The 25845-nt window shown below is 73.3% G+C and carries 20 protein-coding genes, 1 pseudogene and 1 riboswitch; of the genes and pseudogenes, 7 read left to right on the forward strand and 14 right to left on the reverse strand.

Going from position 1 to position 25845, the window contains the following annotated elements:
* Together ACH4EB_RS26680 and ACH4EB_RS26685 are read right to left on the reverse strand one after the other, a co-directional pair.
* Positions 1–455 (reverse strand): annotated as a pseudogene (locus ACH4EB_RS26680) (two-component sensor histidine kinase); the annotation flags it as partial.
* A gap of 5 nt (positions 456–460) precedes the next feature.
* The gene (locus ACH4EB_RS26685) at positions 461–1114 is read right to left on the reverse strand and encodes a response regulator transcription factor (RefSeq protein ID WP_398350309.1); all 654 of its coding nucleotides are present in this window, start codon (positions 1112–1114) and stop codon (positions 461–463) included.
* A gap of 359 nt (positions 1115–1473) precedes the next feature.
* On the opposite strand from ACH4EB_RS26685, the gene ACH4EB_RS26690 reads away from it, so the two are divergent.
* Positions 1474–1647, forward strand: a complete 174-nt coding sequence (locus tag ACH4EB_RS26690; protein WP_398350310.1) for a hypothetical protein — start codon at positions 1474–1476, stop codon at positions 1645–1647.
* A gap of 84 nt (positions 1648–1731) precedes the next feature.
* On the opposite strand, the gene ACH4EB_RS26695 is transcribed toward ACH4EB_RS26690, so the two are convergent.
* The gene (locus ACH4EB_RS26695) at positions 1732–2532 is read right to left on the reverse strand and encodes an inositol monophosphatase family protein (protein ID WP_398350311.1); all 801 of its coding nucleotides are present in this window, start codon (positions 2530–2532) and stop codon (positions 1732–1734) included.
* Between the two features lie 93 nt (positions 2533–2625).
* Positions 2626–3846, reverse strand: a complete 1221-nt coding sequence (locus ACH4EB_RS26700; RefSeq protein ID WP_398350313.1) for a ferrochelatase — start codon at positions 3844–3846, stop codon at positions 2626–2628.
* A gap of 141 nt (positions 3847–3987) precedes the next feature.
* Here ACH4EB_RS26700 and ACH4EB_RS26705 point away from each other — a divergent pair, with 141 nt between their 5' ends.
* Both ACH4EB_RS26705 and ACH4EB_RS26710 read left to right on the forward strand, forming a co-directional pair.
* Positions 3988–5301 carry an MFS transporter gene (locus tag ACH4EB_RS26705; RefSeq protein ID WP_398350315.1) on the forward strand — a complete coding sequence of 438 codons (1314 nt, stop codon included), beginning with the start codon at positions 3988–3990 and terminating at the stop codon, positions 5299–5301.
* Positions 5192–6580, forward strand: coding sequence for a D-arabinono-1,4-lactone oxidase (locus ACH4EB_RS26710; RefSeq protein ID WP_398350316.1), 1389 nt, complete (start codon positions 5192–5194; stop codon positions 6578–6580). The genes ACH4EB_RS26705 and ACH4EB_RS26710 overlap by 110 nt, the downstream gene beginning before the upstream one ends.
* Positions 6581–6877: 297 nt before the next feature.
* Here ACH4EB_RS26710 and ACH4EB_RS26715 read toward each other — a convergent pair whose 3' ends face one another.
* Complete coding sequence (locus tag ACH4EB_RS26715) at positions 6878–8017, reverse strand: hypothetical protein (protein ID WP_398350317.1); 1140 nt, start codon at positions 8015–8017, stop codon at positions 6878–6880.
* Between the two features lie 496 nt (positions 8018–8513).
* On the opposite strand from ACH4EB_RS26715, the gene sepH reads away from it, so the two are divergent.
* Positions 8514–9578 carry a septation protein SepH gene (sepH, locus tag ACH4EB_RS26720; protein ID WP_398350319.1) on the forward strand — a complete coding sequence of 355 codons (1065 nt, stop codon included), beginning with the start codon at positions 8514–8516 and terminating at the stop codon, positions 9576–9578.
* A 115-nt stretch (positions 9579–9693) separates the two neighbouring features.
* Here the strand turns inward: sepH and ACH4EB_RS26725 are convergent, their stop codons facing one another.
* Entirely contained in the window at positions 9694–10560 is an 867-nt protein-coding gene (locus ACH4EB_RS26725; protein WP_398350320.1) for a sulfurtransferase, read from the reverse strand.
* Between the two features lie 277 nt (positions 10561–10837).
* On the opposite strand from ACH4EB_RS26725, the gene ACH4EB_RS26730 reads away from it, so the two are divergent.
* Complete coding sequence (locus ACH4EB_RS26730; RefSeq protein WP_398350321.1) at positions 10838–11611, forward strand: VOC family protein; 774 nt, start codon at positions 10838–10840, stop codon at positions 11609–11611.
* A 63-nt stretch (positions 11612–11674) separates the two neighbouring features.
* On the opposite strand, the gene ACH4EB_RS26735 is transcribed toward ACH4EB_RS26730, so the two are convergent.
* From ACH4EB_RS26735 to ACH4EB_RS26750, 4 genes are all read right to left on the reverse strand, one after another.
* A complete protein-coding gene (locus ACH4EB_RS26735) occupies positions 11675–12328 on the reverse strand; it encodes a thymidine kinase (RefSeq protein WP_398350322.1) in 654 nt (217 codons plus the stop codon).
* Positions 12329–12470: 142 nt separating this feature from the next.
* A complete protein-coding gene (locus tag ACH4EB_RS26740) occupies positions 12471–13679 on the reverse strand; it encodes an alkaline phosphatase family protein (RefSeq protein ID WP_398350324.1) in 1209 nt (402 codons plus the stop codon).
* Positions 13679–14266 (reverse strand): DUF5998 family protein, encoded by a 588-nt coding sequence (locus tag ACH4EB_RS26745; protein WP_003981824.1) that lies wholly within the window; start codon positions 14264–14266, stop codon positions 13679–13681. The genes ACH4EB_RS26740 and ACH4EB_RS26745 overlap by 1 nt, the downstream gene beginning before the upstream one ends.
* A 161-nt stretch (positions 14267–14427) precedes the next feature.
* Positions 14428–17385, reverse strand: coding sequence for a GNAT family N-acetyltransferase (locus tag ACH4EB_RS26750; protein WP_398350325.1), 2958 nt, complete (start codon positions 17383–17385; stop codon positions 14428–14430).
* Positions 17386–17668: 283 nt separating this feature from the next.
* Between ACH4EB_RS26750 and ACH4EB_RS26755 the strand changes: the two genes are divergently transcribed.
* Complete coding sequence (locus tag ACH4EB_RS26755) at positions 17669–17950, forward strand: HPr family phosphocarrier protein (RefSeq protein WP_030021209.1); 282 nt, start codon at positions 17669–17671, stop codon at positions 17948–17950.
* A gap of 320 nt (positions 17951–18270) precedes the next feature.
* Here the strand turns inward: ACH4EB_RS26755 and ACH4EB_RS26760 are convergent, their stop codons facing one another.
* The 4 genes from ACH4EB_RS26760 to ACH4EB_RS26775 form a co-directional block, all read right to left on the reverse strand.
* Positions 18271–18936: a GntR family transcriptional regulator gene (locus ACH4EB_RS26760; protein WP_398350435.1), complete on the reverse strand. Its 666-nt coding sequence runs from the start codon at positions 18934–18936 to the stop codon at positions 18271–18273.
* A 265-nt stretch (positions 18937–19201) separates the two neighbouring features.
* Positions 19202–19999 (reverse strand): M23 family metallopeptidase, encoded by a 798-nt coding sequence (locus ACH4EB_RS26765; RefSeq protein ID WP_398350326.1) that lies wholly within the window; start codon positions 19997–19999, stop codon positions 19202–19204.
* A 13-nt stretch (positions 20000–20012) separates the two neighbouring features.
* Positions 20013–20167, reverse strand: a riboswitch (cyclic di-AMP (ydaO/yuaA leader).
* 252 nt (positions 20168–20419) lie between these two features.
* Entirely contained in the window at positions 20420–21787 is a 1368-nt protein-coding gene (locus tag ACH4EB_RS26770; protein WP_398350436.1) for a M16 family metallopeptidase, read from the reverse strand.
* Positions 21788–21807: 20 nt separating this feature from the next.
* Positions 21808–23145, reverse strand: a complete 1338-nt coding sequence (locus ACH4EB_RS26775; protein ID WP_398350437.1) for a M16 family metallopeptidase — start codon at positions 23143–23145, stop codon at positions 21808–21810.
* A 248-nt stretch (positions 23146–23393) separates the two neighbouring features.
* Between ACH4EB_RS26775 and ACH4EB_RS26780 the strand changes: the two genes are divergently transcribed.
* On the forward strand, positions 23394–25841 hold the full coding sequence (locus tag ACH4EB_RS26780) for a DNA topoisomerase (ATP-hydrolyzing) subunit A (RefSeq protein ID WP_398350327.1): 2448 nt from the start codon (positions 23394–23396) through the stop codon (positions 25839–25841).
* The last annotated feature ends 4 nt before the right edge of the window (positions 25842–25845 follow it).

The following is a 25845-nucleotide window of genomic DNA, read 5'->3' on the forward strand; positions in this document are numbered from 1 at the left end:
CGCCCCAGCGGCGACAGCACCCGGCCCGCCATCGCGTACCCGAAGGCGAACGCCACGACGGTCAGCCCCAGCAACGCCAGCAAGGAACGGTTGAGCAGGGTGTTCAGGGCCTGGGCCCGCTGGTGCTGGAGGCAGCTCTGGATCGCCTGGGTGAAGATCTCCCCGGAGGACTGGCTGGGCAGGTCGCAGACGTTGCTGGTGGCCACCAAGTTGCCCCGGAGGACCTTGACGGGCAGCTCGTTGCCTTCCTGGAGCGCGTTGGCGGCCAGCATGTAGATGATCGTGAGCAGCACGATGCCGGCCATCAGGAACATGCCGCCGTACAGCAGCGTGAGCCGTATCCGGATGGTGGGGCGCAGCCAGGGGAACGGCCGGACGTTGACCGGTTGGGGATCCCAGGTGGGCATGGGCGGGGTGGCGGGCGGCGGGGTGGGCGCCTTGGACGAAGCGGGCATCGGCGTCAGATCCGGTAACCGGAGCCCGGCACCGTGACGATCACCGCGGGCTCGCCCAGCTTGCGGCGCAGGGTCATGACCGTGACCCGCACGACGTTGGTGAAGGGGTCGGTGTTCTCGTCCCACGCCTTCTCCAGGAGCTGCTCGGCCGAGACGACCGTGCCCTCGCTGCGCATCAGGACCTCCAGCACCGCGAACTCCTTCGGCGCGAGCTGGACCTCCTTGCCGTCGCGGAAGACCTCGCGGCGGTTCGGGTCCAGCTTGATGCCGGCCCGCTCCAGGACGGGCGGCAGGGCGACCGTCGTACGGCGTCCCAGGGCCCGCACCCGGGCGGTCAGCTCGGTGAAGGCGAACGGCTTGGGGAGGTAGTCGTCGGCGCCGATCTCCAGGCCCTCGACGCGGTCGCTGACGTCACCGGAGGCGGTGAGCATCAGGACGCGGGTGGGCACCCCCAGTTCGACGATCTTGCGGCAGACGTCGTCGCCGTGCACCAGGGGGAGGTCCCGGTCCAGCACCACCACGTCGTAGTCGTTGATCTCGATGCGTTCCAGGGCGGCCGCGCCGTCGTACACCACGTCGACGGCCATGGCCTCCCGGCGCAGCCCGGTGGCCACCGCATCGGCGAGCAGTTGCTCGTCCTCGACGACGAGAACACGCACGTCGCAATTCCTTCCTCAGGGCCCTGGCAGTCCGGGGCACGGCAAATCGGAGCCCCTCCATCCTGCCCCGAACGGCTGTAAACCGGCAGTAAGAGGGGTGGGTGGCGCCCCGCGGCCGGGTGTCCCCGGGCTCCGGACCGACGGGTCCGGCCCCGGAACGGCGCCCTTCGGACGGTTTTCGAATTCCTGTGCCGGTTGAGGTTTCCGTGAGGTTGCCCATGGGGAGGACGTCTGCACACCCGCGATCACGCCCTGTACGGCGCCATGCCGCGCTCTGCTCCATTCGCAGGGACCACGCCGTGATCGCCCCGCCCGTCGGCACACCCCCGTGCCACCGACCCACGACGAGGGGGCGCACCATGGACGCGTTCACCGCAGGCATTCTGCAGCGCATACGGAACACCGAGGCCGACCTGGACCGGGCCCGCGAGTCGGGCGACGACTTCCTCGTCGAGGTGGAGCAGGCCGAGCTGGAAGACCTGCAGCGCCTTGCCGCCGAACACGGCGTGCAGGTCACGGCAGCCAGCGCCTGACCCCTTCCCGGCCGCTCACGACGGCAGCGCCCCGGACCCGCGCAGGGTCCGGGGCGCTGTCGCGTGCCGGGCGGGGCCAAGATCTCAGTCGTGCCAGGCGCCCAGTTCCTCCAGCAGGGGCTGAAGGACCGCGAACACCTTCGGCGAGGCGGCCACGACCAGGTCGTTGGAGGCGGGCTCGCCGGGACAGCCGCCGGTCGACGCGCCGGACTCGCGGGCGATCAGGGCGCCGGCCGCCATGTCCCACGGGTTCAGCCCGCGCTCGTAGTAGCCGTCGAGCCGGCCGCAGGCCACGTCGCACAGGTCGATCGCGGCCGAACCGCCGCGCCGGATGTCGCGGACCCGCGGGAGCAGGGTGCGCAGCACCTCGGCCTGGGCGGCACGGCGCTCGCCGATGTAGGCGAAGCCCGTACCGATCAGGGCCTGGGACAGCGGCGGCGCGGGGCGGCAGTGGACCGGCTCGCCGTTGCGGAAGGCGCCGCCGCCCAGAACGGCGTGGTACGTCTCGCCGCGCATCGGCGCCGCGACGACGCCGACGACGGCCTCGCCGTCCTTCTCAGCGGCGATGGACACGGCCCAGGAGGGCAGCCCGTACAGGTAGTTGACCGTGCCGTCGACCGGGTCGATGACCCAGCGGACCCCGCTGCTGCCCGTGACGCTGGCGCCCTCCTCCCCCAGGAAGCCGTCGTCCGGACGCCGCTCGGCGAGGAAGCCGGTGATCAGCTTCTCGCTGGCGATGTCCATCTCGGTGACGACGTCGATGGGGCTGGTCTTCGTCGCGGCCACGCCGAGGTCGGCGGGGCGGCCGTCGCGCAGCAGTTCACCGGCGCGGCGGGCGGCCTCCAGGGCCAGGTCGAGAAGTTCGTCCTGCAGCGGATCGGACACGGTGCTCCTTGCTCGTACGGACGGCCGCCCGTGACGGCCGTACGGGGCGGCGCGGCGCCGCCGAACGTCTGGTGACCCGGTGCGGGCCCGGCCCTACCCCCGGGCCTCCGGCACCACCGGGCCGGACCAGTCCACGCCCGCGGCAGCCGGGCGCGGGGTGCGGGCCGGGCAGCAGCCGACCGGGCACAGGTCGTGGCTGGGGCCCAGCTCGCCGAGGGCGCAGCGCGCCGGAGCGCCGCCCCGCTCGGCGGCGGCGCGCTCCAGGACCAGGTCGCGGACGGCCGCGGCGAAGCGCGGGTCGGCGCCGACGGTGGCGGAGCGGGCGACGGGCAGGCCCAGCTCGGCGGCCTTGGCGGTGGCTTCGGTGTCGAGGTCGTACTTGACCTCCATGTGGTCCGAGACGAAGCCGATGGGGGCCATGACGACGGCGGGGGCGCCCGCGCCGTGCACCTCTTCGAGGTGGTCGCAGATGTCCGGTTCCAGCCAAGGGATGTGCGGGGCGCCGCTGCGGGACTGGTAGACCAGCCGCCACGGGTGCTCGACGCCGGTCTCCTCGCGGACCGCTTCCGCGATCACCCGGGCCACGTCGAGGTGCTGGGCGACGTACGCGCCGCCCCCGCCGCCCCCGCCGCCCCCGCCGTCCCCGCCGTCCTCGCCGTCCCCGGTGTGGTCCTCCGGGCGGCCGGAGGTGTCGGCCGCGGCGGTCGGGATGGAGTGGGTGGTGAAGGCGATGTGGGCGCCGTCGCGGACGCCCTCGGGGAGTTCGGCGAGGGAGGCGAGCACGCCGTCGACCATCGGGCGGACGAAGCCGGGGTGGTTGAAGTAGTGGCGGAGCTTGTCCACCTGCGGCACCGGCAGGCCGTCGGCCCGGAGGGTGGCGAGCGCGTCGGCCAGGTTCTCGCGGTACTGGCGGCAGCCGGAGTACGAGGCGTAGGCGCTCGTGGCCAGGACGGCGATGCGGCGGCGGCCGTCGCGGACCATCTCGCGCAGCGTGTCGACCAGGTAGGGCGCCCAGTTGCGGTTGCCCCAGTAGACCGGCAGGTCCAGGCCGTGTTCGGCGAAGTCCTTGCGCAGGGCGTCCAGCAGCTCGCGGTTCTGCGCGTTGATCGGGCTGACGCCGCCGAACAGGAAGTAGTGCTGCCCGACCTCCTTCAGTCGCTCGCGGGGGATGCCGCGGCCGCGGGTGACGTTCTCCAGGAAGGGGACGACGTCGTCCGGGCCTTCGGGGCCGCCGAAGGACAGCAGCAGCAGGGCGTCGTAGGGACCGGGGGTCCCCCCGGCGGTTGGAAGGGGCGGATCGCACTGTTCGGGCATGTCTTCGATCCTGCCACCAGCCACTGACAGGCGGAAAACCGGAGCGGCCGACCGACCGGCACGCGTAAGCTGTGTCGGCCTCAGACATGCCTTACCGACCTCCGGCGCCCCCGGCGGCGGCTCTCACCGGCGGAGCTCCCCATGCCAAGCCCGTACCGCGCGCTCTTCGACACACCCGGCACCAAGACGTTCACCGCCGCCGGCTTCCTGGGCCGGATGACGCTGTCGATGTCCAGCATCGGCATCGTCACCATGGTCTCGCTGCTGACCGGCCGGTACGGCCTCGCGGGGGCCCTGGCGGCGACCGTCGCGCTGGCCTCGGCGGTGCTCAGCCCGCAGGTCTCCCGGCTGGTGGACCGGCACGGCCAGCGCCGGGTGCTGCGCCCGGTGACCCTGATCTCGGCGGCCGCCATGGCCGGACTGCTGGTGAGCGCGCAGCAGGGCTGGCCCGACTGGACGCTGTTCGTCTTCACGGCCTGCGCGGGCTGTGTGCCCAGCGTCGGCTCGATGGTCCGGGCCCGCTGGGCGGCCGTCCACCACAGCTCGCCGCACCTGCTGCACACCGCCTACTCGTGGGAGTCGATCGTCGACGAGGCGTGCTTCATCGTCGGCCCGATCCTCTCCATCGGCCTGTCCACCTCCTGGTTCCCCGAGGCGGGCCCGCTGCTGGCGACGGTCTTCCTGGTGGCGGGAGTCTTCTGGCTGACGGCGCAGCGCGCGACCGAGCCGGCGCCGCATCCGCGCGAACACCACGCCAAGGGCTCGGCGTTGCGCTCGCGCGGCCTCCAGGTGCTGGTGGTCACGTTCGTGGCGACCGGTGCGATCTTCGGCGCGATCGACGTGGTGACCCTGGCGTTCGCCACGGAGCAGGGCCATCAGGGCGCCGCCAGCCTGGTGCTGGCGACCTACGCGCTCGGGTCGTGCTCCGCGGGCGTGGTGTTCGGGATGATCCATTTCAAGGGCCTGGCCGCCCGCCGGTGGCTGGTGGGTGTGTGTGCGATGGCCGTGAGTATGATCCCGCTCCAACTGGTCGGGAACCTTCCGTTGCTGGCCGTGGCGCTCTTCTTCGCGGGCCTGTCCATCGCGCCGACGATGGTGACCACCATGGCCCTCGTCGAGCAGCACGTACCGCGCGCGAACCTGACCGAGGGCATGACCTGGACCAGCACCGGGCTCGCGGTCGGAGTGGCGCTCGGCTCGTCGGCCGCCGGGTCGGTGGTGGACGCGGCCGGAGCCGGCCGCGGCTACCTGGTGCCGGCCGTGGCGGGGGCGCTCGCGGCGGCGGTGGCGTTCCTCGGATACCGCCGGCTGCGGCCGGCGCCGCAGCGTGAGGGGACGGGCGCAGATGACCGAGGCACACAGGACGACCGGCAGGGACAGGACGGCCGTACGGACGGGGGCGGCCCGCGCGGTACGGGCGATACGGGGGACCAGGCCCCGGCCCGCCTGGCGTAACTGGGCGGGCACCGTCACCGCGGACCCGGCGCGCAGCGTCGCGCCGGCCTCCACCGGGGAACTGGCCGCGGCGGTGCGCGCGGCGGCCGCCGACGGGCTGACGGTCAAGGCGGCCGGCACCGGCCACTCCTTCACCGCGGCCGCCGCCACCGACGGCCTGCTGATACGGCCCGAGCGGCTGACCGGCATACGGAAGGTGGACCCCGCCGCCGGCACGGTGACGGTGGCCGCCGGCACCACGCTCAGGCACCTCAACCAGGCCCTCGCCGCGCACGGCCTGTCGCTGGCCAACATGGGCGACATCATGGAGCAGACGGTCTCCGGGGCGGTGAGCACCGGCACCCACGGCACCGGCCGCGACTCGGCGTCCCTGGCCGCCCAGATCACCGCGCTCGACCTGGTCACCGCCGACGGCACGGTGCGCACCTGCTCCGCCACCGAACACCCGGAGATCTTCGCGGCGGCCCGGGTGGGCCTGGGCGCGCTGGGCGTGATCAGCTCCGTCACCCTCGCCGTGGAGCCGCAGTTCTGGCTGTCGGCCCGTGAGGAGCCGATGTCCTTCACCCGGGTGACGGCCGAGTTCGACCAGTTCGTGGCCGAGAACGAGCACTTCGAGTTCTACTGGTTCCCGCACACCGGCAACTGCAGCACCAAGCGCAACAACCGCAGCCAGGGCCCCGCCGCCCCGCTCGGCCGGGTCGGCGGCTGGATCGACGACGAACTGCTCTCCAACGGGGTCTTCCGCGCCGCGTGCGCCGTCGGCCGGGCGGTGCCCGCCACCGTTCCCGGCCTCGCCCTGCTCTCCAGCCGCGCCCTGTCCGCCCGTACGTACACCGACATCCCGTACAAGGTCTTCACCAGCCCCCGCCGGGTGCGCTTCGTGGAGATGGAGTACGCGCTGCCGCGGGAGGCCGCCGTCGAGGCGCTGCGCGAGCTGCGGACGCTGGTGGAGCGCTCGGACTTCCGGGTGAGCTTCCCGGTGGAGGTGCGGACCGCGCCGGCCGACGACATCCCGCTGTCCACCGCCTTCGGGCGGGACACCGCCTACATCGCCGTACACATGTACCGGGGGACGCCGTACCGGGCGTACTTCACCGCCGCCGAGCGGATCATGACGGCGCACGGCGGGCGGCCGCACTGGGGGAAGCTGCACAGCCGCGATGCCGCGTACCTGGCCGGCGTCTACCCGCAATTCGGTGCGTTCACCGCGCTGCGCGACCGGCTGGACCCCCAGCGCCTGTTCACCAACGCCTACCTGCGGCGCGTGCTGGGCGAGTGAGACCGCGACCGGGCCGGCAGGACCGCCCGGACGGCTGAAACGCCCATTCGGCCCAACGTCCCGCAGGGATGAACGGCCCGGTGGGCCCAGGGGCCCGGCAGCGGCCCGGCCCGGACCCGGCGCGTGGGCCGGGTCCGGGCCGGTTCGGGGCACCGCCCGTGGGGCGGCCCGGTCCGTTCTCCCGCCGAAAGGGAATCGGCCGCCGCGGAGGACGGAAATTCCGCGCCGGTTAAGGGGATTAGGTCCCCGGGCGGGACGGCATTACGTCCCGCCCGGGTGCGGATTTCCGTCCCGCGTTCACGAGGATTTCGGGTCGGGGGCCTGCTGTTGGCCGGGCTCCTGCTTGTTCCGGTCGCCGGAATCGCCCTTGGAGTCGTCACCGCCCTTGCCGGTGTCGTCCCCGGTGCCGCCGCCGGACTTCGACGGCTGCGGGCTCGGCGGCGGGGTGGGCCCGCCGCTCCGGCTCGCGTCCGGGCTCGGCGTCGGCGAGGACGGGGCGCCCGTACCGCCGGTGGTGCCGTCGCCGGTGCCGGTGGAGCCGCTGGGGCCGGGCGACGGCGTGCCGCCGGTGCTGCCCGTCGTGCCGTCGCCGTGGGAGGTCCCGGGAGACGGCCGGTCCGTGGCCGGCGGGGGCTTCGGCTCGGACTTGTGCCCGTTGCCCTCGAAGAACTTGCCCACCGAGGTGCCGTCACCGCCCGCCGCGGTCTTCCCGGTGATCACCTCGACGCAGGTGACGGCGCCCATGGACAGCACGAAGATCGCCAGCGCGGCCAGCGCGGGACGCTTCCAGCCGCGCAGCCGGGTGCCGTAGGTGGCGGTGCTGACCTCCTCGGCCCGCCGCGGCACCGCGGTGGCGCCCGCCGCCGGATGGCCGGGGCGCGCCTGCCCCAGCGCCATGGTCCGGTCGTCGAGGCGCGGCACCATCTGCGTCTTGTCGGTGTCCGCGGCGTTCGCGGCGTCCGCGCCGGAGGCCCGCGCCGCGTCGGCCTGCGGCAGCATCCGCGTACGGTCCGCGTCCCCGGCCTGCGGAAGCAGTTGCGTACGGTCGGTGTCCCCGGCCTGGTCCTTGGCCGCGACGGACGTGATCTCGTCCTCCGCGCCGTGCCGGTCGAAGGTGGGCAGCACCATGCCGGTGCCGGACCCGGCGCCCGGCGGTCTGCGGGAGGCCGAGGACCGGCGCGGCTTCGGCCGGGTGCCGACGGTCGCGGCTTCCTTGAGCTGCTCGCCGGTACGCCGGAAGAGGTGCTGGAAGACCGAGCCGCCGGTCGTGGCCACGACACTCACCACACCCGCGCCGATGATGGTCCCGTACACGCCGAGCTTCCCGGCGAGAAAGGCGGCGACCGCAGCCGCCAGGGCACTGCCCGCGACCTGAGGAACGCTCAGGTCGAGCCGTTTCTCCTTGTTTTTCGTGTCGGTATCGCTTTTGTTGTCCATCTCCAGCCTTTGATCGCCCCTTCGATCCATCTTGCACGGACAAGTGACCTATGGGCGAAGCCGGTAGTTCCGATTCTGCGGATTCTGTGAACCTCGCCACCCGTCACGCCGTGTAGAGAGATCGACAAGGCGACCAACTCCCTTGGCGTACGAGAACTTCGGTGGCGCGGCGGTCCACCTCAGTGGCCCGAATGGAGTACTGTGGCGAGCCCTGGCCCCGGTATCCCGTCCGGCTGCCCGGATACACGGGAGGGGGCCGGAAGGTGGCACTCACCCCCGGGTGCCGCCACCGGGCACGGGTGACTGGGAGCAGGAACAGGACATGGTCACTGAGCGTTGCGAACAGGTAACCGTGTCATAACGGCGTTTCTGGGCCAAGCCTCGACACGCCGGGTAACTCGGCAATGTTGTGGCAGGCTGCACCCGGGCAGGCCACACTCGACTAGCGGAAGCAGCGACGCACGTGACGTCGGCAGGCACCACCCGGGAGGTCCCCATGCCCGAACTGCGTGTCGTGGCCGTCTCCAACGACGGCACACGGCTGGTGCTCAAAGCTGCGGACAGCACCGAGTACACGCTTCCGATCGACGAGCGGCTGCGCGCCGCGGTCCGTAACGACCGCGCGCGACTCGGCCAGATCGAGATCGAGGTCGAGAGCCACCTGCGCCCGCGGGACATCCAGGCCCGTATAAGGGCCGGTGCCTCCGCCGAGGAGGTCGCCCAGCTCGCCGGCATCCCGGTCGACCGGGTGCGCCGCTTCGAGGGCCCGGTGCTCGCCGAGCGCGCCTTTATGGCCGAGCGGGCCCGCAAGACGCCCGTACGCCGCCCCGGGGAGAACACCGGCCCGCAGCTCGGCGAGGCCGTCGCGGAGCGGCTGCTGCTGCGCGGCGCCGACAAGGAATCCGTGCAGTGGGACTCCTGGCGGCGCGACGACGGCACCTGGGAGGTCCTGCTGGTCTACCGCGTCGCGGCCGAGCCGCACTCGGCGAGCTGGACCTACGACCCGCCGCGGCGGCTCGTCCAGGCCGTCGACGACGAGGCGCGGGCGCTGATCGGCGAGACCGACGACACCCCGGAGCCCAGCTTCCCGTTCGTGCCGCGTATCGCGCGGCTGCCGCGCGACCGGCCGCTGGACCGCGCCCTGGACCGCCAGTCGTCCCAGGACCGCGACCGCGACCGTACGGGGGGCGAGGACGCCGAGCAGGCGCGGGCCGAGGACGGCTCCGGCGAGCGGGAGCGCGACTCCCTGACCAGCCTCCTGGAGGCGGTGCCCAGCTTCCGTGGCGACATGGTCGTCCCGGAGCCGGCGAAGGCGCCGGCGCAGGAGGAGTCCGTCGAGGACGAGGAGCTGGAGGAGCCGGCCGCTCCGGCGGCGAGCGCGGGCGCGGGGTCGGCCTACGCCGACGTGCTCATGCCACGGGCAGTGGCGGGCCACCGGGACCGCCTCACGGGGACGACCGACCGCCAGGCCGAGGCCGACGGCGTACGGCCGGGGCGGCGCGCCGCCGTGCCGAGCTGGGACGAGATCGTCTTCGGGACACGGCGCAAGAAACCGGAGTAGCGGCGGGGCAGGCACGGACGTAGCGGCTGGGACGCCGGCCCGTGTCCGCGCGCCCGCCGCCCGATACGCCCGCCCGCCGAAGCGGACGAGCGTACGGATCGTTTTCGGCCGGATGTCAGCCCGCCTGCGCGCCGGTGGCCACCGGACGCGCCGGGTCGCTGGACCACTCGCTCCAGGAGCCCACGTACAGCGCCGCGGGAACGCCCGCGACCGTGAGGGCCAGCACCTCCTGCGCGGCCGAGACGCCCGAACCGCAGTAGACCCCGACCTCGGCGTCCGCGGTGGCCCCGAGGGCGGTGAAGCGGGCGGCCAGCTCGGCGGGCGGCAGGAACGTGCCGTCGGCGGCGAGGTTCTCCGCCGTGGGCGCGGACAGCGCGCCCGGGATGTGCCCGGCCACGCGGTCGATGGGCTCCACCTCACCCCGGTAGCGCTCCCCGGCCCGCGCGTCCAGCAGGACACCCCGCCGGGCCAGGGCCGCCGCCTCGTCCGCCGTCAGCAGCGGCAGCGCGCCGGGCACCGCGGCGAAATCGCCGGGCTCGGGAGACGGTACGTCGGTACTGAGGGTCCCCCCGGACGCGATCCAGGCGGCCAGGCCGCCGTCCAGGACCCGTACCGCGGGGTGCCCGGTGTAGCGCAGCATCCACCAGGCACGGGCCGCCGACCACCCGCCCCCGGCGCCTTGCCCGGGAGGCGCCCCCAGCCCCCCGTCGTACACGACCACGGGGCGGTCCGCCGAGACCCCGGCCCGGCGCATCGCCTCGGCGAAGGCGTCGAGGTCCGGGAGGGGGTGGCGGCCGGCCGGCCCCGCGGGGCCCGCGAGGTCGCCGTCCATGTCCACGTAGACGGCGCCGGGTACGTGCCCGGCCTCGTACTCGGGGCGGCCGGGCGGGCCGCCGAGCCGGTAGCGGACGTCGAGGAGGACCGGCGGGGTCCCGGAGGCCAGTGCGTCCGCCAGCTCGGCGGCGGTGATGAGCGCGTTCATGGGGCTCATCCTCGCGCAGGACGGGCCCGCCGCAGAAGGCGGTGCCCGGCCCCGCGCGCGGCCCGCCCGGGCGGGCACCCGGAGCACGCCCCCGAACGGCAACGTCGCCGAAACGGGTGCGAAACATCAAATCGGGCAATCTTCCATGGGAACGCGTCGAAGACGGCGCGGCCGGGGCGCGCGGCGGATGAGGGGGTGCGAGCATCTGCACGGGACGGCGCACTCGCGCCCGGTCCCCGCACGGCCACCACCCCGATGGTCCGAGGAGAGAGTGACGATGACGACCGAGGCAACGACTCGGCGGACGCCCGGCGCGCCTTGCTGGGTGAGTCTCATGGTGCACGACCTGGCCACGACGGAGCAGTTCTACAGCGCGCTGTTCGGCTGGGAGTTCAAACCGGGGCCGCAGCACTTCGGCCCGTACGTCCGGGCCTGTCTCCAGGGGCGGGAGGTGGCCGGGATCGGGGAACTGGCGCCCGACCGCCACCTGCGGGTCGCCTGGACGACCTACCTGGCCAGTGACGACGCGGACGCGGCGGCCGAGCAGATCCGCTGCTGCGGCGGAACGGTCGCCGTCGGGCCGCTGGACGCCGACGACGAGGCGGGGCGGATGGCGATCGCCTCGGACCCGCAGGGTTCGGTCTTCGGGCTGTGGCAGGGCAAGGAGATGGTGGGCGCGGCGCTGGTCGGCGTGCCCGGGGCTCCGGTGTGGAACGAGCTGGTGACCCGGGAGACGGAGGTGACCGCCTTCTACGAGGCGGTGTTCGGCTACGAGACCCGGCCGGAGGACGCGGTCCCCGACTACCTGACACTGCATCTGAAGGGGCAGCCGGTGGCGGGAGTGCACGGCGTCGGCGACGCGCTGCCGCGGGAGCTGGGGCCGCACTGGATGACGTACTTCGCCGTGTCGGACACCGATGCCGCGGTGCGGCGCGTGGTGGAACTGGGCGGCCAGGAGGTGAAGGCGGCCCAGGACTCCGCGTACGGGCGCGTGGCGACGGTCGCCGACCCCGAGGGGGCCGTGTTCGCCCTGCTCCAGCAGCCGGGCTGAGCAATCGGCCGGACGGGGCGCGCGGCGCCCGCGCGGCGCGCCCTCCGGTGCCGCCGCCCGGCGCTACTCGGCGGTGTACACCGGCAGTACGTCCGGTGAGAGCGCCGCCGCGTGGGCGGTGGCGGAGGTCTGGCGGCGCCGGTGGTGGCGGCGGCAGAGCACCTCGTAGCCGACCTCCGCGGGAGCGCTGTGGACGTCGCCGATGACGACCTGCGCGCCCTCGACGACCATCTGGCCGTCGAGGGTGCGGGCGTTGTGGGTGGCGCGGGCGCCGCACCAGCACAGGGCCTCGACCTGGAGGACCTCTATGCGGTCGGCCAGTTCGACCAGGCGCTGCGAGCCGGGGAAGAGCTTGCTGCGGAAGTCGGTGCTGATGCCGAAGGCGAAGACGTCCAGCTCCAGATCGTCGACGACCCGCGCGAGCTGGTCGATCTGGTCCGGGGCGAGGAACTGCGCCTCGTCGGCGATGACGTAGTCCACCCGGCCGCCGGAACTGAGGGCGGCGACGATGTGGGCGTAGAAGTCCATCTCGTCCGTCGCCTCGACGGCCTCGGTGACCAGCCCGAGGCGGGAGGAGAGCTTGCCGCGGCCCGCCCGGTCGTCGCGTGTGTAGATCATTCCTTGCAGGCCGCGGGCCGAGCGGTTGTGCTCGATCTGCAGAGCGAGGGTGCTCTTTCCGCAGTCCATCGTTCCGGAGAAGAACACCAGCTCGGGCATGGGAGAACGCGGGCCTTTCGGGCTTGTGCCGGGTGGGGGCGGACGGGAGCGCGCGTGGGGGCGCGCCCGCCGGGCGGCAGGGCGGACAGGACGTGGGGCCGGGCTCAGCCACCCACGGTCGGGTACGGACTGGGGTACGGGCTCAGGTACGGACTTCGAGGAGCGGGACGAGCTGTTCGGCCGGGGTCATCGAGCCGTGCATCCCGACCATCGCGGACTCGCGCGGCTCCGTCTCGCTCGCCACGATCACCATGTCGGCGTGCGCGGCGGCGACGACGTCACCGATACGGGCCCGGACCCGGTCGTCGACCCGGGGGCCGAACCACCCGGCGGCGATGGCCTCGTCGCGGCCCGCCACCCACATGTGTTCCCCGACCACCTCCCGCCATACCGCGAGCACGTCACCGGCCGCGCCGGGGTGGGCGTACAGATGCCGCGCGCGCCCCTCGCCGCCCAGCAGCCGCACACCGGCGCGCAGTTCCCAGTCCTCGTCGAAGTCGACGCGGTGCTCCGGGTCGAACGGGATGTCGACCATGCCGTGGTCGGCGGTGACGTACAGGGCGCTGCGCGGCGGCAGTTGCTCGGCGAGGCGCTGGGCGAGGCGGTCGACGTACATCAACTGGCCGCGCCAGGCGTCGGAGTCGACGCCGTAGCGGTGTCCGGCGCCGTCCACCTCGGCGTAGTAGGTGTAGACCAGCGAGCGGTCACCGGCGGCGAGCTGCTCGGCCGCCAGGTCCATGCGTTCCTCGCCGGCGAGCCGTCCGTGGAACGTGCCGCCGCTGAGCGCGACCTCGGTGAGCGGGGTGCGCTCGAAGTTCGGCGAGGAGACCTGGCAGGTGTGGATCCCGGCGGCGTGCGCCTGCTGGAAGACGGTCGGGTACGGCTGCCAGGCGTACGGGTCGGTCCACGGGTACCAGCGGAGCTGGTTCATCAGCTCGCCGGTGTCCGGGTTCAGACAGGTGTACCCGGCCAGGCCGTGGGCGCCCGGCGGCAGGCCGGTGCCGACGGAGGCGAGCGAGGCGGCGGTGGTGGCCGGGAAACCGGCGGTGATCGGGCTGCCCGTGCGGTTGAACGAGCTGTCCAGAAGGGACGTCAGGAACGGCGCCTCGTCGGGGTGGTCGCGCAGCAGCTCCCAGCCGAGACCGTCGATGAGGAAGACACAGACGCGGTCGGCGGGGTCCAGGCCCATGCCCGGCGCGCCCGGTTGCCCGGCGCCGGGCTGGGTCAGGCCCTGGCCGGCGGTGATGGCGGGCAGCAGGTCGGCGAGCGAGCCGGTGCCGTAGCGGGGCACCGGCGCGCCGGCCAGGTCGAGGGGTTCCGGTTCCGGCCAGGCGGGGACGGCGTGTGCCATCAGCGGGTGGTGGCCGCGGTGGCTTCGGACAGGGCCTGGGCGAAGGCGAGGGTCTGCCGCACGGTGTCCGGGCCGTCACCGGCCTCGCTGACGCGCAGCGACAGGTCGTCGGCCGTCGAGGAGCCGGTGTAGCCGTGGTCGGCCTCGCAGTTGGGGTCGCCGCAGGTGGCGGGCTCCAGATCCAGACGGGCGACGGCGCCCCAGCCGATGGTCAGGACGACCTCGCGGGGCAGTCGGCCCGGGGTGTACGACTCGGGGTTGGCGACCACCCGGCTGAGCACGACGGAGGAGATCCGGCCCAGCTTCACGGACTCGGTGGAGGTCGTCGCGTACGGCGAGGGGGAGGTGTCGTCGGCGGACTGCTCGTCGGTGTGGCTGACGATGAACCGGGTGCCCGTCAGGACCAGGACCGTGACGTGGCGGCGGACCTCGTTGGCGTCGAAGGTCGTCTCCTGGTGGACCAAGTACGAGACCACCGGCTCGCCGCCGACCGCGGCCTGCACCGCCTCGGCCACCAGGGCCGGGTAATAGCCGCTGCGCTCGATCGCCGCGCGCAGCCCTTGGGTCGTCGTACCGGTCTTAGCCATGCGGCCATCTTACGGGGCGTACCGGCCGGGGCGGGTCCGAGAGCCCTCGTCCGGACCCCGGGCGCCCGGTGCGGGGCCCGAGGAGGCCCGGCCGGGACTGCGCGGAGCACGGCTCGGCCCCGCGCCCGGCGGTCCCGCCCGGCCGGGCCCGGGCCCGGCGCTCAGTAGGCGGACATCCGGCGGGGGCCCAGGTCGGTGGTGGCCGGCGGGCGGGCCAGGCGGACCGTGGCGTCCAGGACGGCGAGGCCGTGCGGGGCGACGACGACGGGCTCCAGGTCGACGCCGACGACCTCGGGGTGGTCGTCGACCAGCCGGGAGACCCGCAGCAGCAGATCCTCCAGGGCGGCGGTGTCCACCGGCTGGCTGCCGCGCCAGCCGAACAGCAGCGGAGCCGTGCGGATGGAGCGTATCTGCTCGGCGACGTCGCGGTCGGTCGCGGGGATGAGGCGGTGTGCCATGTCGCCGAGGAGCTGCGAGGGGGCACCGGCGAGGCCGAAGGACAGCACGGCGCCGGCGGCCGGGTCGATGGCGGCGCGGACGACCGTGTCGACGCCGCGCGGCACCATCGGCTGGACGACCGGGCGCAGCTCCTCCGGCTTGCCGAGGAAGTCGGTCAGCTCGGCGTAGGCACGGCGCAGCTCCGCCTCGCCGGTCAGGTCCAGCCGGACGCCGCCGAGGTCGGGGCGGTGGCGGAGATGCGGTGCGGTGGTCTTCAGGGCGACGGGGTAACCGAGGCGGGCGGCGGCGCGTACGGCGGTGTCCGGGTCGGGCGCCGGGTGGGCGGGGCGCACGGGGATGCCGTACCGGGCCAGGAGGGCGTGGGCGTCCCCGGCCGGCAGCGGTACGGAGCGGGTGATGTCGGCGTGCCGGGCGAGTTCGTCGAGCAGCCGGTCGATGTCGGCGCCGGCGGCGGCCTCCTCGATGTCCTCGTACTCGGGCACCCGGCCCGGGTCGGTGGCGTCCTTGCGCCATTTCGCGTACCGCACCGCCTGGGCGAGCGACCGGACGGCGCGCTCGGCGGCGGGGAAGGCCGGGACCAGGGGGGCGGCGGACGGGGCGCCTGTGGATGCGCCGCCGGGCGGGCCGGTTGGGGGCGGGGCGGGGGCCTGCGGGGCTCCGGTGGCGCCGCCCGGGGCCGTGGAGGCGTTCGGGCGGGCCGGGGTGCCGTCGGACGGTGGCGGGGCGTTGTGGGGCTGCGGGGCGTTGTGGGGCGGCTGTGGAGCGCTCTCGGGGGGCGGCGGAGCCGCCAGGGCGTCGGCGAGGGCGTCCATGGCCAGGTGCACGACGGTGACCGGCTTGGCGGGCGTCGCGGACGAGGCCGCCGCGCGCAGCGCCGCGGCGAGGTCGGCGCCTTCCCCCGGGGAGGCCACGCCCTCCTCCCCCACCCAGGGGATGGCCGTGACGACGACGGCGTCGCAGAGGCCGTTGGCCAGGGCGGCGGCCAGCGCCGTATGGAAGTCCTCGGGCGTGGCCGCGGCGGCGAGGACGTGCGGCCGCAGCGGCCGCAGCCCCTCGGTCAGACAGGCGTCGTACGTCAGCAGGGCAAGGGACTCGGAGTTGCCGAGGATGGCGACGCGCGGGCCGTTCGGCAGCGGCTGGGAGGCGAGCAGCAGCCCGGCGTCGATCAGCTCGGTGACCGTGTCGACCCGGATCACGCCGGCCTGGCGCATCAGGGCGGAGACCGTGCTGTCGGGGATGCGGACCGTGGGGACGGTGTGGCCGAGCGGCGCGGTGCCGGTGTGGCGGGCGCCCTTGGCGACGACGACGGGCTTGACGGCGGCGGTCCGGCGGGCGAGCCGCATGAACTTGCGCGGGTCGCCGATGGACTCCAGGTAGAGGATCGCGACGTCGGTGGCGGGGTCGTCGTACCAGTACTGGAGCAGGTCGTTGCCGGAGAGGTCGGCGCGGTTGCCGGCCGACAGGAAGGTGGAGATGCCGGCGATCGAGCCGTCCCCGGGGCCGCGCCGGTGCAGACCGCTGAGCAGGGCGATGCCGATCGCGCCGGACTGTGTGAACAGGCCGATGCGCCCGGCACCGGGCATTTGGGGGGCGAGGGAGGCGTTCAGGCGGACGTCGGCCGCGGTGTTGATCAGGCCGAAGGCGTTCGGCCCGATGAGCCGCATGCCGTACGAGCGGGCCTGGCGCAGCAGGGCGCGCTGCCGGTCGCGGCCCTCGGGGCCGGACTCGGCGTACCCGGAGGAGAGGATCACCAGGCCGCGCACGCCGTGCTCGCCGCACTCGCGGACCACGTCGGGGACCTGGGCGGCGGGGACGGCGAGCACCGCGAGGTCCACCGGCTCGGGGATCTCGGACACCGAGCGGTGGCCCGGCACGCCTTCGGGGTCGAGGCGGGCGCCGCTCCCGGGGAAGGCGTGGTTGACCGCGTACACCCGGCCCGGATAGCCGGAGTCGAGGAGGTTGCGCAGGACGGAGCGGCCGACGCCGCCGGGGGCACGGCCGGTGCCGATGACGGCGACCGAGCCGGGCGCCAGCAGGCGCTGTACGGAGCGGGCCTCGGCGCGCTGCTCGCGGCCGCGCATGACGGCCATGGACTGCTCGGTGGGCTCCAGGTCGAACACCAGGCGCACCACGCCGTCTTCGAAGGAGCGCTGCTGGGTGTACCCGGCGTCCGTGAAGACTTTGATCATCTTGGTGTTGGCGGGCAGCACCTCGGCCGCGAACCGGCGGATGCCGCGCTCCCGGGCGACCGCGGCGACGTGCTCCAGGAGCGCGGAGGCCACCCCGCGGCCCTGGTGGGCGTCCTGGACGAGGAAGGCGACCTCGGCCTGGTCGGCGCCGGGCTCCTTGGCGGGGCGGCCGCGCTCGTCGATGCGGTCGTAGCGGACCGTGGCGATGAACTCGCCGCCCACGGTGGCGGCGAGGCCCACCCGGTCGACGTAGTCGTGGTGGGTGAAGCGGTGCACGTCGCGGTCGGACAGGCGCGGGTAGGGCGCGAAGAAGCGGTAGTACTTCGACTCGTCCGAGACCTGTTCGTAGAACGAGACCAGGCGCTGCGCGTCGTCGGGGGTGATGGGGCGGATACGCGCGGTGCCGCCGTCGCGCAGCACGACATCGGCTTCCCAGTGGGCCGGGTAGACGCTGTCCGACGGGCTCTGCATGGGGGACAGCGTACGGCCCGCCACCGACAACCGGCTCGGTGTGCGGGCGGGTGCGGGCGCATGCGGGCGGGGGCAGGCTGGGACGGTACCGGGCGGCCGCCCACGAGGCGGACGGTGTGATCGCGCGCCCGCCACCCGCGGGTACGGTGCCCCCGGCCTGCGGAAAGCGCCGTCGTGAGCGCGGTCGTGAGCGCGGTCGTGAGCGCGGTCGCGGGCTGCCGGAGCACTCCCGGCGCCATGAGACACTGGTCTAGACAACCGTTACGACTTGAAGGGCAACACCATGGCTGAGCGCCGCGTCAATGTCGGTTGGGCCGAGGGTCTGCACGCCCGCCCCGCCTCGATCTTCGTCCGTGCGGCCACCGCCGCCGGGGTCCCCGTGACGATCGCCAAGGCCGACGGCAACCCGGTCAACGCCGCCTCCATGCTGGCCGTGCTGGGCCTGGGCGCCCAGGGTGGCGAGGAGATCGTGCTGGCCTCCGACGCCGAGGGCGCCGACGCCGCGCTCGACCGTCTCGCGAAGCTGGTCGCCGAGGGCCTCGAGGAGCTCCCGGAGACCGTCTGAACCGCCTCGCGGGTCACTGTGTTCGCGGCTCCGCCGCGGTAGCCGGGTTTCCGGCGCCGGGCGGGGCCGCTTTTGTGTGCCCGCCCGCCGGGGAGCCCGCGGGGCGGGGCGCGAATTCCCGGCCGGCCGCTCGGCATGACGCGTGGAATCGGCGAGGCCGCCCGTAAATCCCGTACACCACTTTCCGGGGACTTCCGAGGCCTTTCGGGGACGGGATTTCAGACCCCTCCCGGGAATTCCCCACCACACCTCCATGCCTTGACGTCCCGCCTGCTTTCCGTTTCCGGCCAATCCCCTACCGCTTGTATACGGCCGTCATGTTAATTCTGCTCGCGCGCCGTGTTTACGGTCCGTTTCGAACTTCTCACCGCCGGCGCCGGGACCACCGGGCGCAGCCGGTACACCGGGCGCGAGCGTTCGATGTGCGCCGCCATCAGGGCGCGGGCCCGCTCGGCGTCTCCGCGGCTCACCGCGTCCAGCACCGCCCCGTGCTCCTCCCAGGAGCGCTCGTCGCGGGCCGGGAGCTCGACTGTGTACATCCATTCGATCTTGCGCCGGAGCTGCGTGAGCAGCGCCGCCATGGCGGCGCTGCCGGACGCCTGGGCGAGCGTCTCGTGAAACCAGCCGTCGAGTTGGCGCAGCTCGGCCCGGTGGCCGTGCCGGGCGCGCTCCCGGCCCAACCGTACGACGCCGCGCAGGACCTTGAGGTGCGCGGCGGTGCGGCGGGCGGCGGCGCGCGCAGCGCCGAGCGGCTCCAGCAGCGCCCGGATGTCCAGGACGTCGGCCGCTTCGCGCTCGGTCGGCTCGGCCACGCAGGCGCCCGCGTGGTGCCGGATCGCGACGAAGCCCTCGGACTGCAACGTCCGCAGCGCCTCGCGCACGGGAACACGGGAGACCCCGTAACGGCCGGCCAGCAACTCCTCGATCAGCCGGCTGCCCGGCGGAAGAACGCCGGATACGATGTCGTCGCGGATCGCCGTGCACACCACATGCGCGGAAAGAGGGCCTCGCACCACCTGTGCCTCCGCCGTAATCCCCTGAGAACACCCGGAAATGACGCCGGGCGGCGACATTCGGTGCGACTCTATTCGACGGGAAGGCATTGGCCGACAGTCGCGGCGAATTCATGGCTATTTTTTGGCCGGGACCGCGTACGACGGCATATGGGCGCGACCGTGTCCGGGGCCGGCCCCGGACACGAAGATGCCCCGGCCACGGAGGCCGGGGCATCGTACGGGGGACGGGTGCGCGTCAGACGTTCACGCCGTGCGAGCGCAGGTAGGCGACCGGGTCGATGTCCGAGCCGTACTCCGCGGAGGTGCGGGCCTCGAAGTGCAGGTGCGGCCCGGTGGTGTTGCCGGTGTCGCCCGACAGGGCGATCTGCTGGCCCGGGGTGACGGTCTGGCCGACCGAGACACTGATGGACGACAGGTGGCCGTACTGCGTGTAGGTGCCGTCGTTCATTTTGATGACGACGTTGTTGCCGTACGCGCCGCCCCAGCCCGTCTCGACGACGGTGCCCGAGCCGACGGCGTGGACGGGGGTCCCGGAGGCGGCGTGGAAGTCGACGCCGGTGTGGCTGCCGGAGGACCACAGGCCGCTGGAGGCCTTGTAGCTGGTGGACACGTAGGAGCCGTCGACGGGGGCGACGTACGTGAGCAGGCGCTTGCGCTCGGCCTCGCGGGCGGCGCGCTCCTTGGCCTCCCGCTCCTTCTTCGCCTCGGCCTCGGCCTGGCGCTTGGCCTCCTCGGCCTGCTTGCGCGCCTCGGCCTCGGCCTTGGCCTGCGCGGCGGCGGCGTCGGCGGCCTCCTGCTGGGCGTCGGCCTGCGCCTCGATCTGCTCGGCGAGCTCGTCGCCGAGGACGACGGCCTGGTGGAAGCCGGTGTCGTGGGTGCTCGCGTCGTCCGGGTTGCCGGCCGCCAGTGCCGGGGAGGCGACGGAGGCGATGACGCCGGACGCGGCGAGCGTGGCTATGCCGGCGAGGTTACGGGTCGTCCGCGCGCTGCGGCTCGGACCACGGTGCTTCCCGGTGGCACGGGTGAACGCCATGGGCTGGCTGTGTCCTTTCCTTCCCTCTCGCCTACCGGGTTAGCTGACGGGTTCGGAGCAGGAAGGTCTCCTACGGGCGCCTCCGGGAAGGCGTCCGATTCACCCCAAGGGACATGGGTCCCCGGCTCCCCTGGCTCGCGCCGTACGGGGACTCGGCGATGACTGTCCGTGCCGCGGTTGCGGCGGTGATCCTGCGGACAGCCGGATCGACGCTAAACGGGGCAACTTTCAATCGGCAAACAGAACACCGAATTTGTGCCGTACGCCACACGGGCACCGTGCAACCACCCCCAACAATTGGGACATAAAGAAGATCCAGTGGCACCTGCGCACCACTGGATCCCTCGGGTGACCGTTCGTCACCCGCCCGGGCACGGGCCGTCGGCGGCCGACGGCCCCGCCCGCGCCGGTGTCGTGCCGTCAGCTTCTGACGACCGTCACCTCGCCGATGCCGAGCGCCTTGACCGGCTCCTCGATCTCGGCGGCGTCGCCCACCAGGACCGTCACCAGCCGGTCGCCCGGGAAGGCGTTGACGACCGCGGCGGTCGCCTCGACGGTGCCGGTCCGCGCCAGCCGCTCGTACAGCCGGGCCTGGAAGTCGTCCGGGAGCTGCTGCTCGACCTGGTCGGCGAGGGTGCCGGCGACCGCCGCCGCGGTCTCGTACTTCAGCGGCGCGACCCCGACGAGGTTCTGCACGGCCACATCGCGCTCGGCGTCCGTCAGGCCCTCCGCCGCGAGGGTGCGCAGCACCTTCCAGAGGTCCTCCAGCGCCGGGCCGGTGGACGCGGTGTCCACCGAACCGCTGATGGCCAGCATCGCGGCGCCGTCGCCGTCGGCCGAGGAGCGCAGCACCTGGCCGAAGGCGCGCACCCCGTAGGTGTAGCCCTTCTCCTCGCGCAGCACCCGGTCCAGACGGGAGGTGAGGGTGCCGCCCAGGCAGTACGTGCCGAGCACCTGGGCGGGCCAGACGCGGTCGTGCCGGTCGGCGCCGATGCGGCCGATCAGCAGTTGGGTCTGCACGGCGCCGGGGCGGTCGACGATCACCACGCGACCGGTGTCGTCGGCGGTGATCGGGCTGGCCTTCACCGGTTCGGCGGGCGAGCCCGTCCAGGCTCCGAGCGTTTCCGCGAGGGCCGCGTCCAGGTCGACGCCGGTGAAGTCACCGACGATGACGGCGGTGGCCGTGGCGGGGCGCACATGGGCCTCGTAGAAGGCACGCACGGCCGCCGCGTCGATACGGGAGACGGTCTCCTCGGTGCCCTGGCGCGGCCGCGACATCCGGGAGTCGGCCGGGAACAGCTCCTTGGACAGGGCCATCGCGGCGCGGCGCGCCGGGTTGGCCAGCTCGTGCGGGATCTCGTCGAGGCGGTTGCGCACCAGGCGCTCGACCTCGCTGTCCGGGAAGGCCGGGGCGCGCAGGGCGTCGGCGAGCAGGCCGAGCGCCTTGTCCAGCCGGGAGGCCGGGACCTCCAGGGAGACCCGGACGCCGGGGTGGTCGGCGTGCGCGTCCAGGGTGGCGCCGCAGCGCTCCAGCTCGGCGGCGAACTGCTCGGCGTCGTGCTTGTCGGTGCCCTCGGACAGGGCGCGCGCCATGATCGTGGCGACGCCGTCCAGGCCCGCGGGCTCGGCCTCCAGGGGCGCGACGATGTCGATCTCGACGGCGACGACCTGCTGACCGGGGCGGTGGCTGCGCAGCACCGTGAGGCCGTTGGGGAGCTGCCCGCGCCCGGGGGCCGGGAAGGCCCACGGCTTGGGGTCGCCGCCGGCCGGCTGCGGATGGAAGGTCATCGTGCTGCTGACGGCGTCGCTCACTGGGCCGCCTCCTCGTCGTTGTCCTCGGCGGCGGTCGGCTCGGTCGGCTCGTACACGAGGACCGCGCGGTTGTCGGGGCGCAGCCGGGCCTTGGCGACCTCCTGCACCTCCTGCGGGGTGATCTCCAGGACGCGCTGCACGGCGGTCAGGGCGAGCTGCGGGTCGCCGAACAGGACCGCGAACCGGCACAGTTCGTCGGCGCGGCCGCTCGCCGTCGCGAGCCGGTCCAGCCACTCGCGCTCGAGCTGGGCCTGGGCACGCTCCATCTCCTCGGCGCTGGGCCCCTCGGCGGCGAAGCGGGCCAGCTCCTCGTCCACGGCGCTCTCGATGGCGGGCACCTCGACGCCGCCGGAGGTCTTGACGTCCAGCCAGCCGAGCGAGGGGGCGCCGGCCAGCCGCAGCAGGCCGAAGCCCGCCGCCACGGCCGTGCGGTCGCGGCGCACCAGCCGGTTGTACAGGCGCGAGGACTCGCCACCGCCGAGCACCGTCAGCGCCAGGTCGGCCGCGTCGGCCTCGCGGGTGCCGTCCTGCGGGAGGCGGTAGGCGGCCATCAGGGCGCGGGAGGGGACGTCCTCCTCGACGACCTCACGCAGCTCCTTGCCGATGACGTCCGGGAGGGAGCCGTCGCGCGGCGGCTGCTTGCCCTCGTGGCCGGGGATGGAGCCGAAGTACTTCTCCACCCAGGCGAGGGTCTGCTCGGGGTCGATGTCGCCGACGATCGACAGCACCGCGTTGTTGGGCGCGTAGTACGTGCGGAAGAAGGCCCGCGCGTCCTCCAGGGAGGCGGCATCCAGGTCGGCCATCGAACCGATGGGCGTGTGGTGGTACGGGTGTCCCTCCGGATAGGCCATGGCCGTCAGCTTCTCGAAGGCCGTGCCGTAGGGGACGTTGTCGTAGCGCTGCCGGCGCTCGTTCTTGACGACGTCGCGCTGGTTCTCCAGGGACTCCTCGTCGAGCGCCGTCAGCAGGGAGCCCATGCGGTCGGCCTCCAGCCAGAGCGCCAGCTCCAGCTCGTGGGCGGGCATGGTCTCGAAGTAGTTGGTGCGCTCGAAGCTGGTGGTGCCGTTCAGGGAGCCGCCGGCGCCCTGGACCAGTTCGAAGTGACCGTTGCCCTTGACCTGGGCGGAGCCCTGGAACATGAGGTGCTCGAAAAGGTGGGCCAGGCCCGTACGGCCCTTGACCTCGTGGCGCGAGCCGACGTCGTACCAGAGGCAGACCGCGGCGACCGGGGTCAGGTGGTCTTCGGAGAGCACCACACGCAGGCCGTTGGCCAGCCGGTGCTCGGTTGCTGTCAGGCCGCCGGAGCCGGCTTGTTCTGTGGCCGTGTGACCCATGGGCATGTACGTCCCTTCGATCCGCTTGCGAGGAAGTTCTGTCACTGTATGCAAGCGTGCCGAGCTATGGCGAAGTTCCCGACCCGGCTGCCTCGTACGAGCGGTCTTCGCGACCACCTCGTCCGGGGCCACGGGGAGGGTCGCGGTCGGCGTTGTCAGTGGGGCGGGCCACAATGGTCGACGTAAGACCCGAACGTTGATCCCGCATCGGCAAGCAGCAGGAAGCAAGCGAAGGAGCCGCAGCCGCGATGGCCCGCCGTAGCACGAAGACCCCGCCGCCGGACGACTTCGAGGAGAGGATCCTCGACATCGACGTCGTCGACGAGATGCAGGGCTCCTTCCTTGAGTACGCGTACTCGGTCATCTACTCCCGCGCCCTCCCGGACGCCCGCGACGGCCTCAAGCCCGTACACCGCCGCATCCTCTACCAGATGAACGAGATGGGGCTGCGCCCCGAGCGCAGCTACGTCAAGTGCGCCCGCGTCGTGGGCGAGGTGATGGGTAAGCTCCACCCGCACGGCGACGCCTCCATCTACGACGCCCTGGTGCGGATGGCGCAGTCCTTCTCGATGCGGCTGCCCCTGGTGGACGGCCACGGCAACTTCGGCTCGCTCGGCAACGACGACCCGCCCGCCGCCATGCGGTACACCGAGTGCAAGATGGCCTCGGCCACGTCCTTGATGACGGAGTCCATCGACGAGGACACGGTCGACTTCGCACCGAACTACGACGGCCAGGAGCAGGAGCCGGTCGCCCTGCCGGCCGCCTACCCGAACCTCCTCGTCAACGGCGCGTCCGGCATCGCGGTCGGCATGGCGACGAACATGCCGCCGCACAACCTCGGCGAGGTCATCGCCGCCGCCCGCCACCTGATCAAACATCCGAACGCGGACCTCGACACGCTGATGAAGTACGTGCCGGGCCCCGACCTGCCGACCGGCGGCCGGATCGTGGGCCTGGGCGGCATCCGGGACGCGTACGAGTCCGGCCGCGGCACGTTCAAGATCCGCGCCACGGTCTCGGTCGAGAACGTGACCGCCCGCCGCAAGGGGCTGATCGTCACCGAACTCCCGTTCGCCGTCGGCCCCGAGAAGGTCATTTCCAAGATCAAGGACCTGGTGGGCGCGAAGAAGCTCCAGGGCATCGCGGACGTCAAGGACCTCACCGACCGCGAGCACGGCCTGCGCCTGGTCATCGAGATCAAGAACGGCTTCAACCCGGAAGCAGTCCTGGAGCAGCTCTACAAGCTCACGGCCATGGAGGAGTCCTTCGGCATCAACAACGTCGCGCTGGTGGACGGCCAGCCGCTGACGCTGGGGCTGAAGGAGCTGCTGGAGGTCTATGTCGACCACCGCTTCGACGTGGTGCGCCGGCGCAGCGAGTTCCGGCGCACCAAGAAGCGCGACCGCCTCCACCTGGTCGAGGGCCTGCTGACGGCCCTCATCGACATCGACGAGGTCATCCGCCTCATCCGCTCCAGCGACAACAGCGCACAGGCCAAGGAGCGGCTGATGGACCGCTTCGCGCTGAGCGACATCCAGACGCAGTACATCCTCGACACCCCGCTGCGCCGTCTGACCAAGTTCGACCGCATCGAGCTGGAGTCGGAGCGCGACAAGCTCAAGGCGGAGATCGAGGAGCTGACCAAGATCCTCGAATCGGACGCCGAGCTGCGCAAGCTGGTCTCCGGCGAGCTGGCCGCGGTGGCCAAGAAGTACGGCACGGACCGGCGCACGGTCCTGCTGGAGTCGGCGGGCGCCCCGGTGGCCGCGGTGCCGCTGGAGGTCGCCGACGACCCGTGCCGGGTGCTGCTGTCCTCCACGGGCCTGCTGGCCCGTACGGCCAACGGCGAGGTGAACTTCGACACGGAGGCCAAGCGCGTCAAGCACGACGTGATCGTCTCGGCGGTGCCGGCCACCACGCGCGGCGAGGTGGGCGCGGTGACGTCCGCCGGCCGGCTGCTGCGGCTCCAGGTGGTCGACCTGCCGCAGCTCCCGGACACCATCGCCGCGCCGACCCTGTCCGGTGGCGCGCCGGTCTCCGAGTTCCTCAGCCTCCAGGACGGCGAGTCGCTGATCTGCCTGATGACGCTCGACGAGTCCTCGCCCGGCCTGGCGCTGGGCACACAGCAGGGCATCGTCAAGCGCGTGGTGCCGGACTACCCGTCGCACAAGGAGGAGTTGGAGGTCATCACCCTCAAGGAGGGCGACCGCGTCGTGGGCGCCGTCGAGCTGCGTACGGGCGAGGAGGACCTGGTCTTCATCACCGACGAGGCACAGCTACTGCGCTATCCGGCCGGCCAGGTACGGCCGCAGGGCCGGCCCGCGGGCGGCATGACGGGCATCAAGCTGGGACCGGACGCGAAGGTCATCTTCTTCTCGGCCGTCGATCCGGGTGCCGACGCCATGGTCTTCACGGTCTCCGGCTCGCACGGCACGCTCGACGACTCGGTGTCCACGGCCAAGCTCACGCCCTTCGACCAGTATCCGCGCAAGGGCCGGGCGACCGGCGGCGTGCGCTGCCAGCGGTTCCTGAAGGGCGAGGACTGCCTCTCCCTGGCCTGGGCCGGCGCCGCGCCGGTGCGGGCGGCGAACGCCAAGGGCGCGCCGGTCGACCTCCCGGAGCCGGACCCGCGCCGGGACGGCTCGGGCGTACCACTGACGAAGCCGGTCGCCGCGCTGGCCGGGCCGGTGTAGCGGG

This window comes from Streptomyces sp. NPDC018045 (genome assembly GCF_044327445.1).
In the GTDB taxonomy this organism is placed as follows: domain Bacteria; phylum Actinomycetota; class Actinomycetes; order Streptomycetales; family Streptomycetaceae; genus Streptomyces.

What these genes read in the sequence shown, in the direction of transcription:
- ACH4EB_RS26690 (WP_398350310.1), top strand. Translation starts at nt 1,474, where the DNA reads ATGGACGCGTTCACCGCAGGCATTCTGCAGCGCATACGGAACACCGAG.
- ACH4EB_RS26700 (WP_398350313.1), bottom strand. Translation starts at nt 3,846, where the DNA reads ATGCCCGAACAGTGCGATCCGCCCCTTCCAACCGCCGGGGGGACCCCC.
- ACH4EB_RS26705 (WP_398350315.1), top strand. Translation starts at nt 3,988, where the DNA reads ATGCCAAGCCCGTACCGCGCGCTCTTCGACACACCCGGCACCAAGACG.
- ACH4EB_RS26710 (WP_398350316.1), top strand. Translation starts at nt 5,192, where the DNA reads ATGACCGAGGCACACAGGACGACCGGCAGGGACAGGACGGCCGTACGG.
- ACH4EB_RS26715 (WP_398350317.1), bottom strand. Translation starts at nt 8,017, where the DNA reads ATGGACAACAAAAGCGATACCGACACGAAAAACAAGGAGAAACGGCTC.
- sepH (WP_398350319.1), top strand. Translation starts at nt 8,514, where the DNA reads ATGCCCGAACTGCGTGTCGTGGCCGTCTCCAACGACGGCACACGGCTG.
- ACH4EB_RS26725 (WP_398350320.1), bottom strand. Translation starts at nt 10,560, where the DNA reads ATGAACGCGCTCATCACCGCCGCCGAGCTGGCGGACGCACTGGCCTCC.
- ACH4EB_RS26730 (WP_398350321.1), top strand. Translation starts at nt 10,838, where the DNA reads ATGACGACCGAGGCAACGACTCGGCGGACGCCCGGCGCGCCTTGCTGG.
- ACH4EB_RS26735 (WP_398350322.1), bottom strand. Translation starts at nt 12,328, where the DNA reads ATGCCCGAGCTGGTGTTCTTCTCCGGAACGATGGACTGCGGAAAGAGC.
- ACH4EB_RS26740 (WP_398350324.1), bottom strand. Translation starts at nt 13,679, where the DNA reads ATGGCACACGCCGTCCCCGCCTGGCCGGAACCGGAACCCCTCGACCTG.
- ACH4EB_RS26745 (WP_003981824.1), bottom strand. Translation starts at nt 14,266, where the DNA reads ATGGCTAAGACCGGTACGACGACCCAAGGGCTGCGCGCGGCGATCGAG.
- ACH4EB_RS26750 (WP_398350325.1), bottom strand. Translation starts at nt 17,385, where the DNA reads ATGCAGAGCCCGTCGGACAGCGTCTACCCGGCCCACTGGGAAGCCGAT.
- ACH4EB_RS26755 (WP_030021209.1), top strand. Translation starts at nt 17,669, where the DNA reads ATGGCTGAGCGCCGCGTCAATGTCGGTTGGGCCGAGGGTCTGCACGCC.
- ACH4EB_RS26765 (WP_398350326.1), bottom strand. Translation starts at nt 19,999, where the DNA reads ATGGCGTTCACCCGTGCCACCGGGAAGCACCGTGGTCCGAGCCGCAGC.
- ACH4EB_RS26770 (WP_398350436.1), bottom strand. Translation starts at nt 21,787, where the DNA reads ATGACCTTCCATCCGCAGCCGGCCGGCGGCGACCCCAAGCCGTGGGCC.
- ACH4EB_RS26775 (WP_398350437.1), bottom strand. Translation starts at nt 23,145, where the DNA reads ATGGGTCACACGGCCACAGAACAAGCCGGCTCCGGCGGCCTGACAGCA.
- ACH4EB_RS26780 (WP_398350327.1), top strand. Translation starts at nt 23,394, where the DNA reads ATGGCCCGCCGTAGCACGAAGACCCCGCCGCCGGACGACTTCGAGGAG.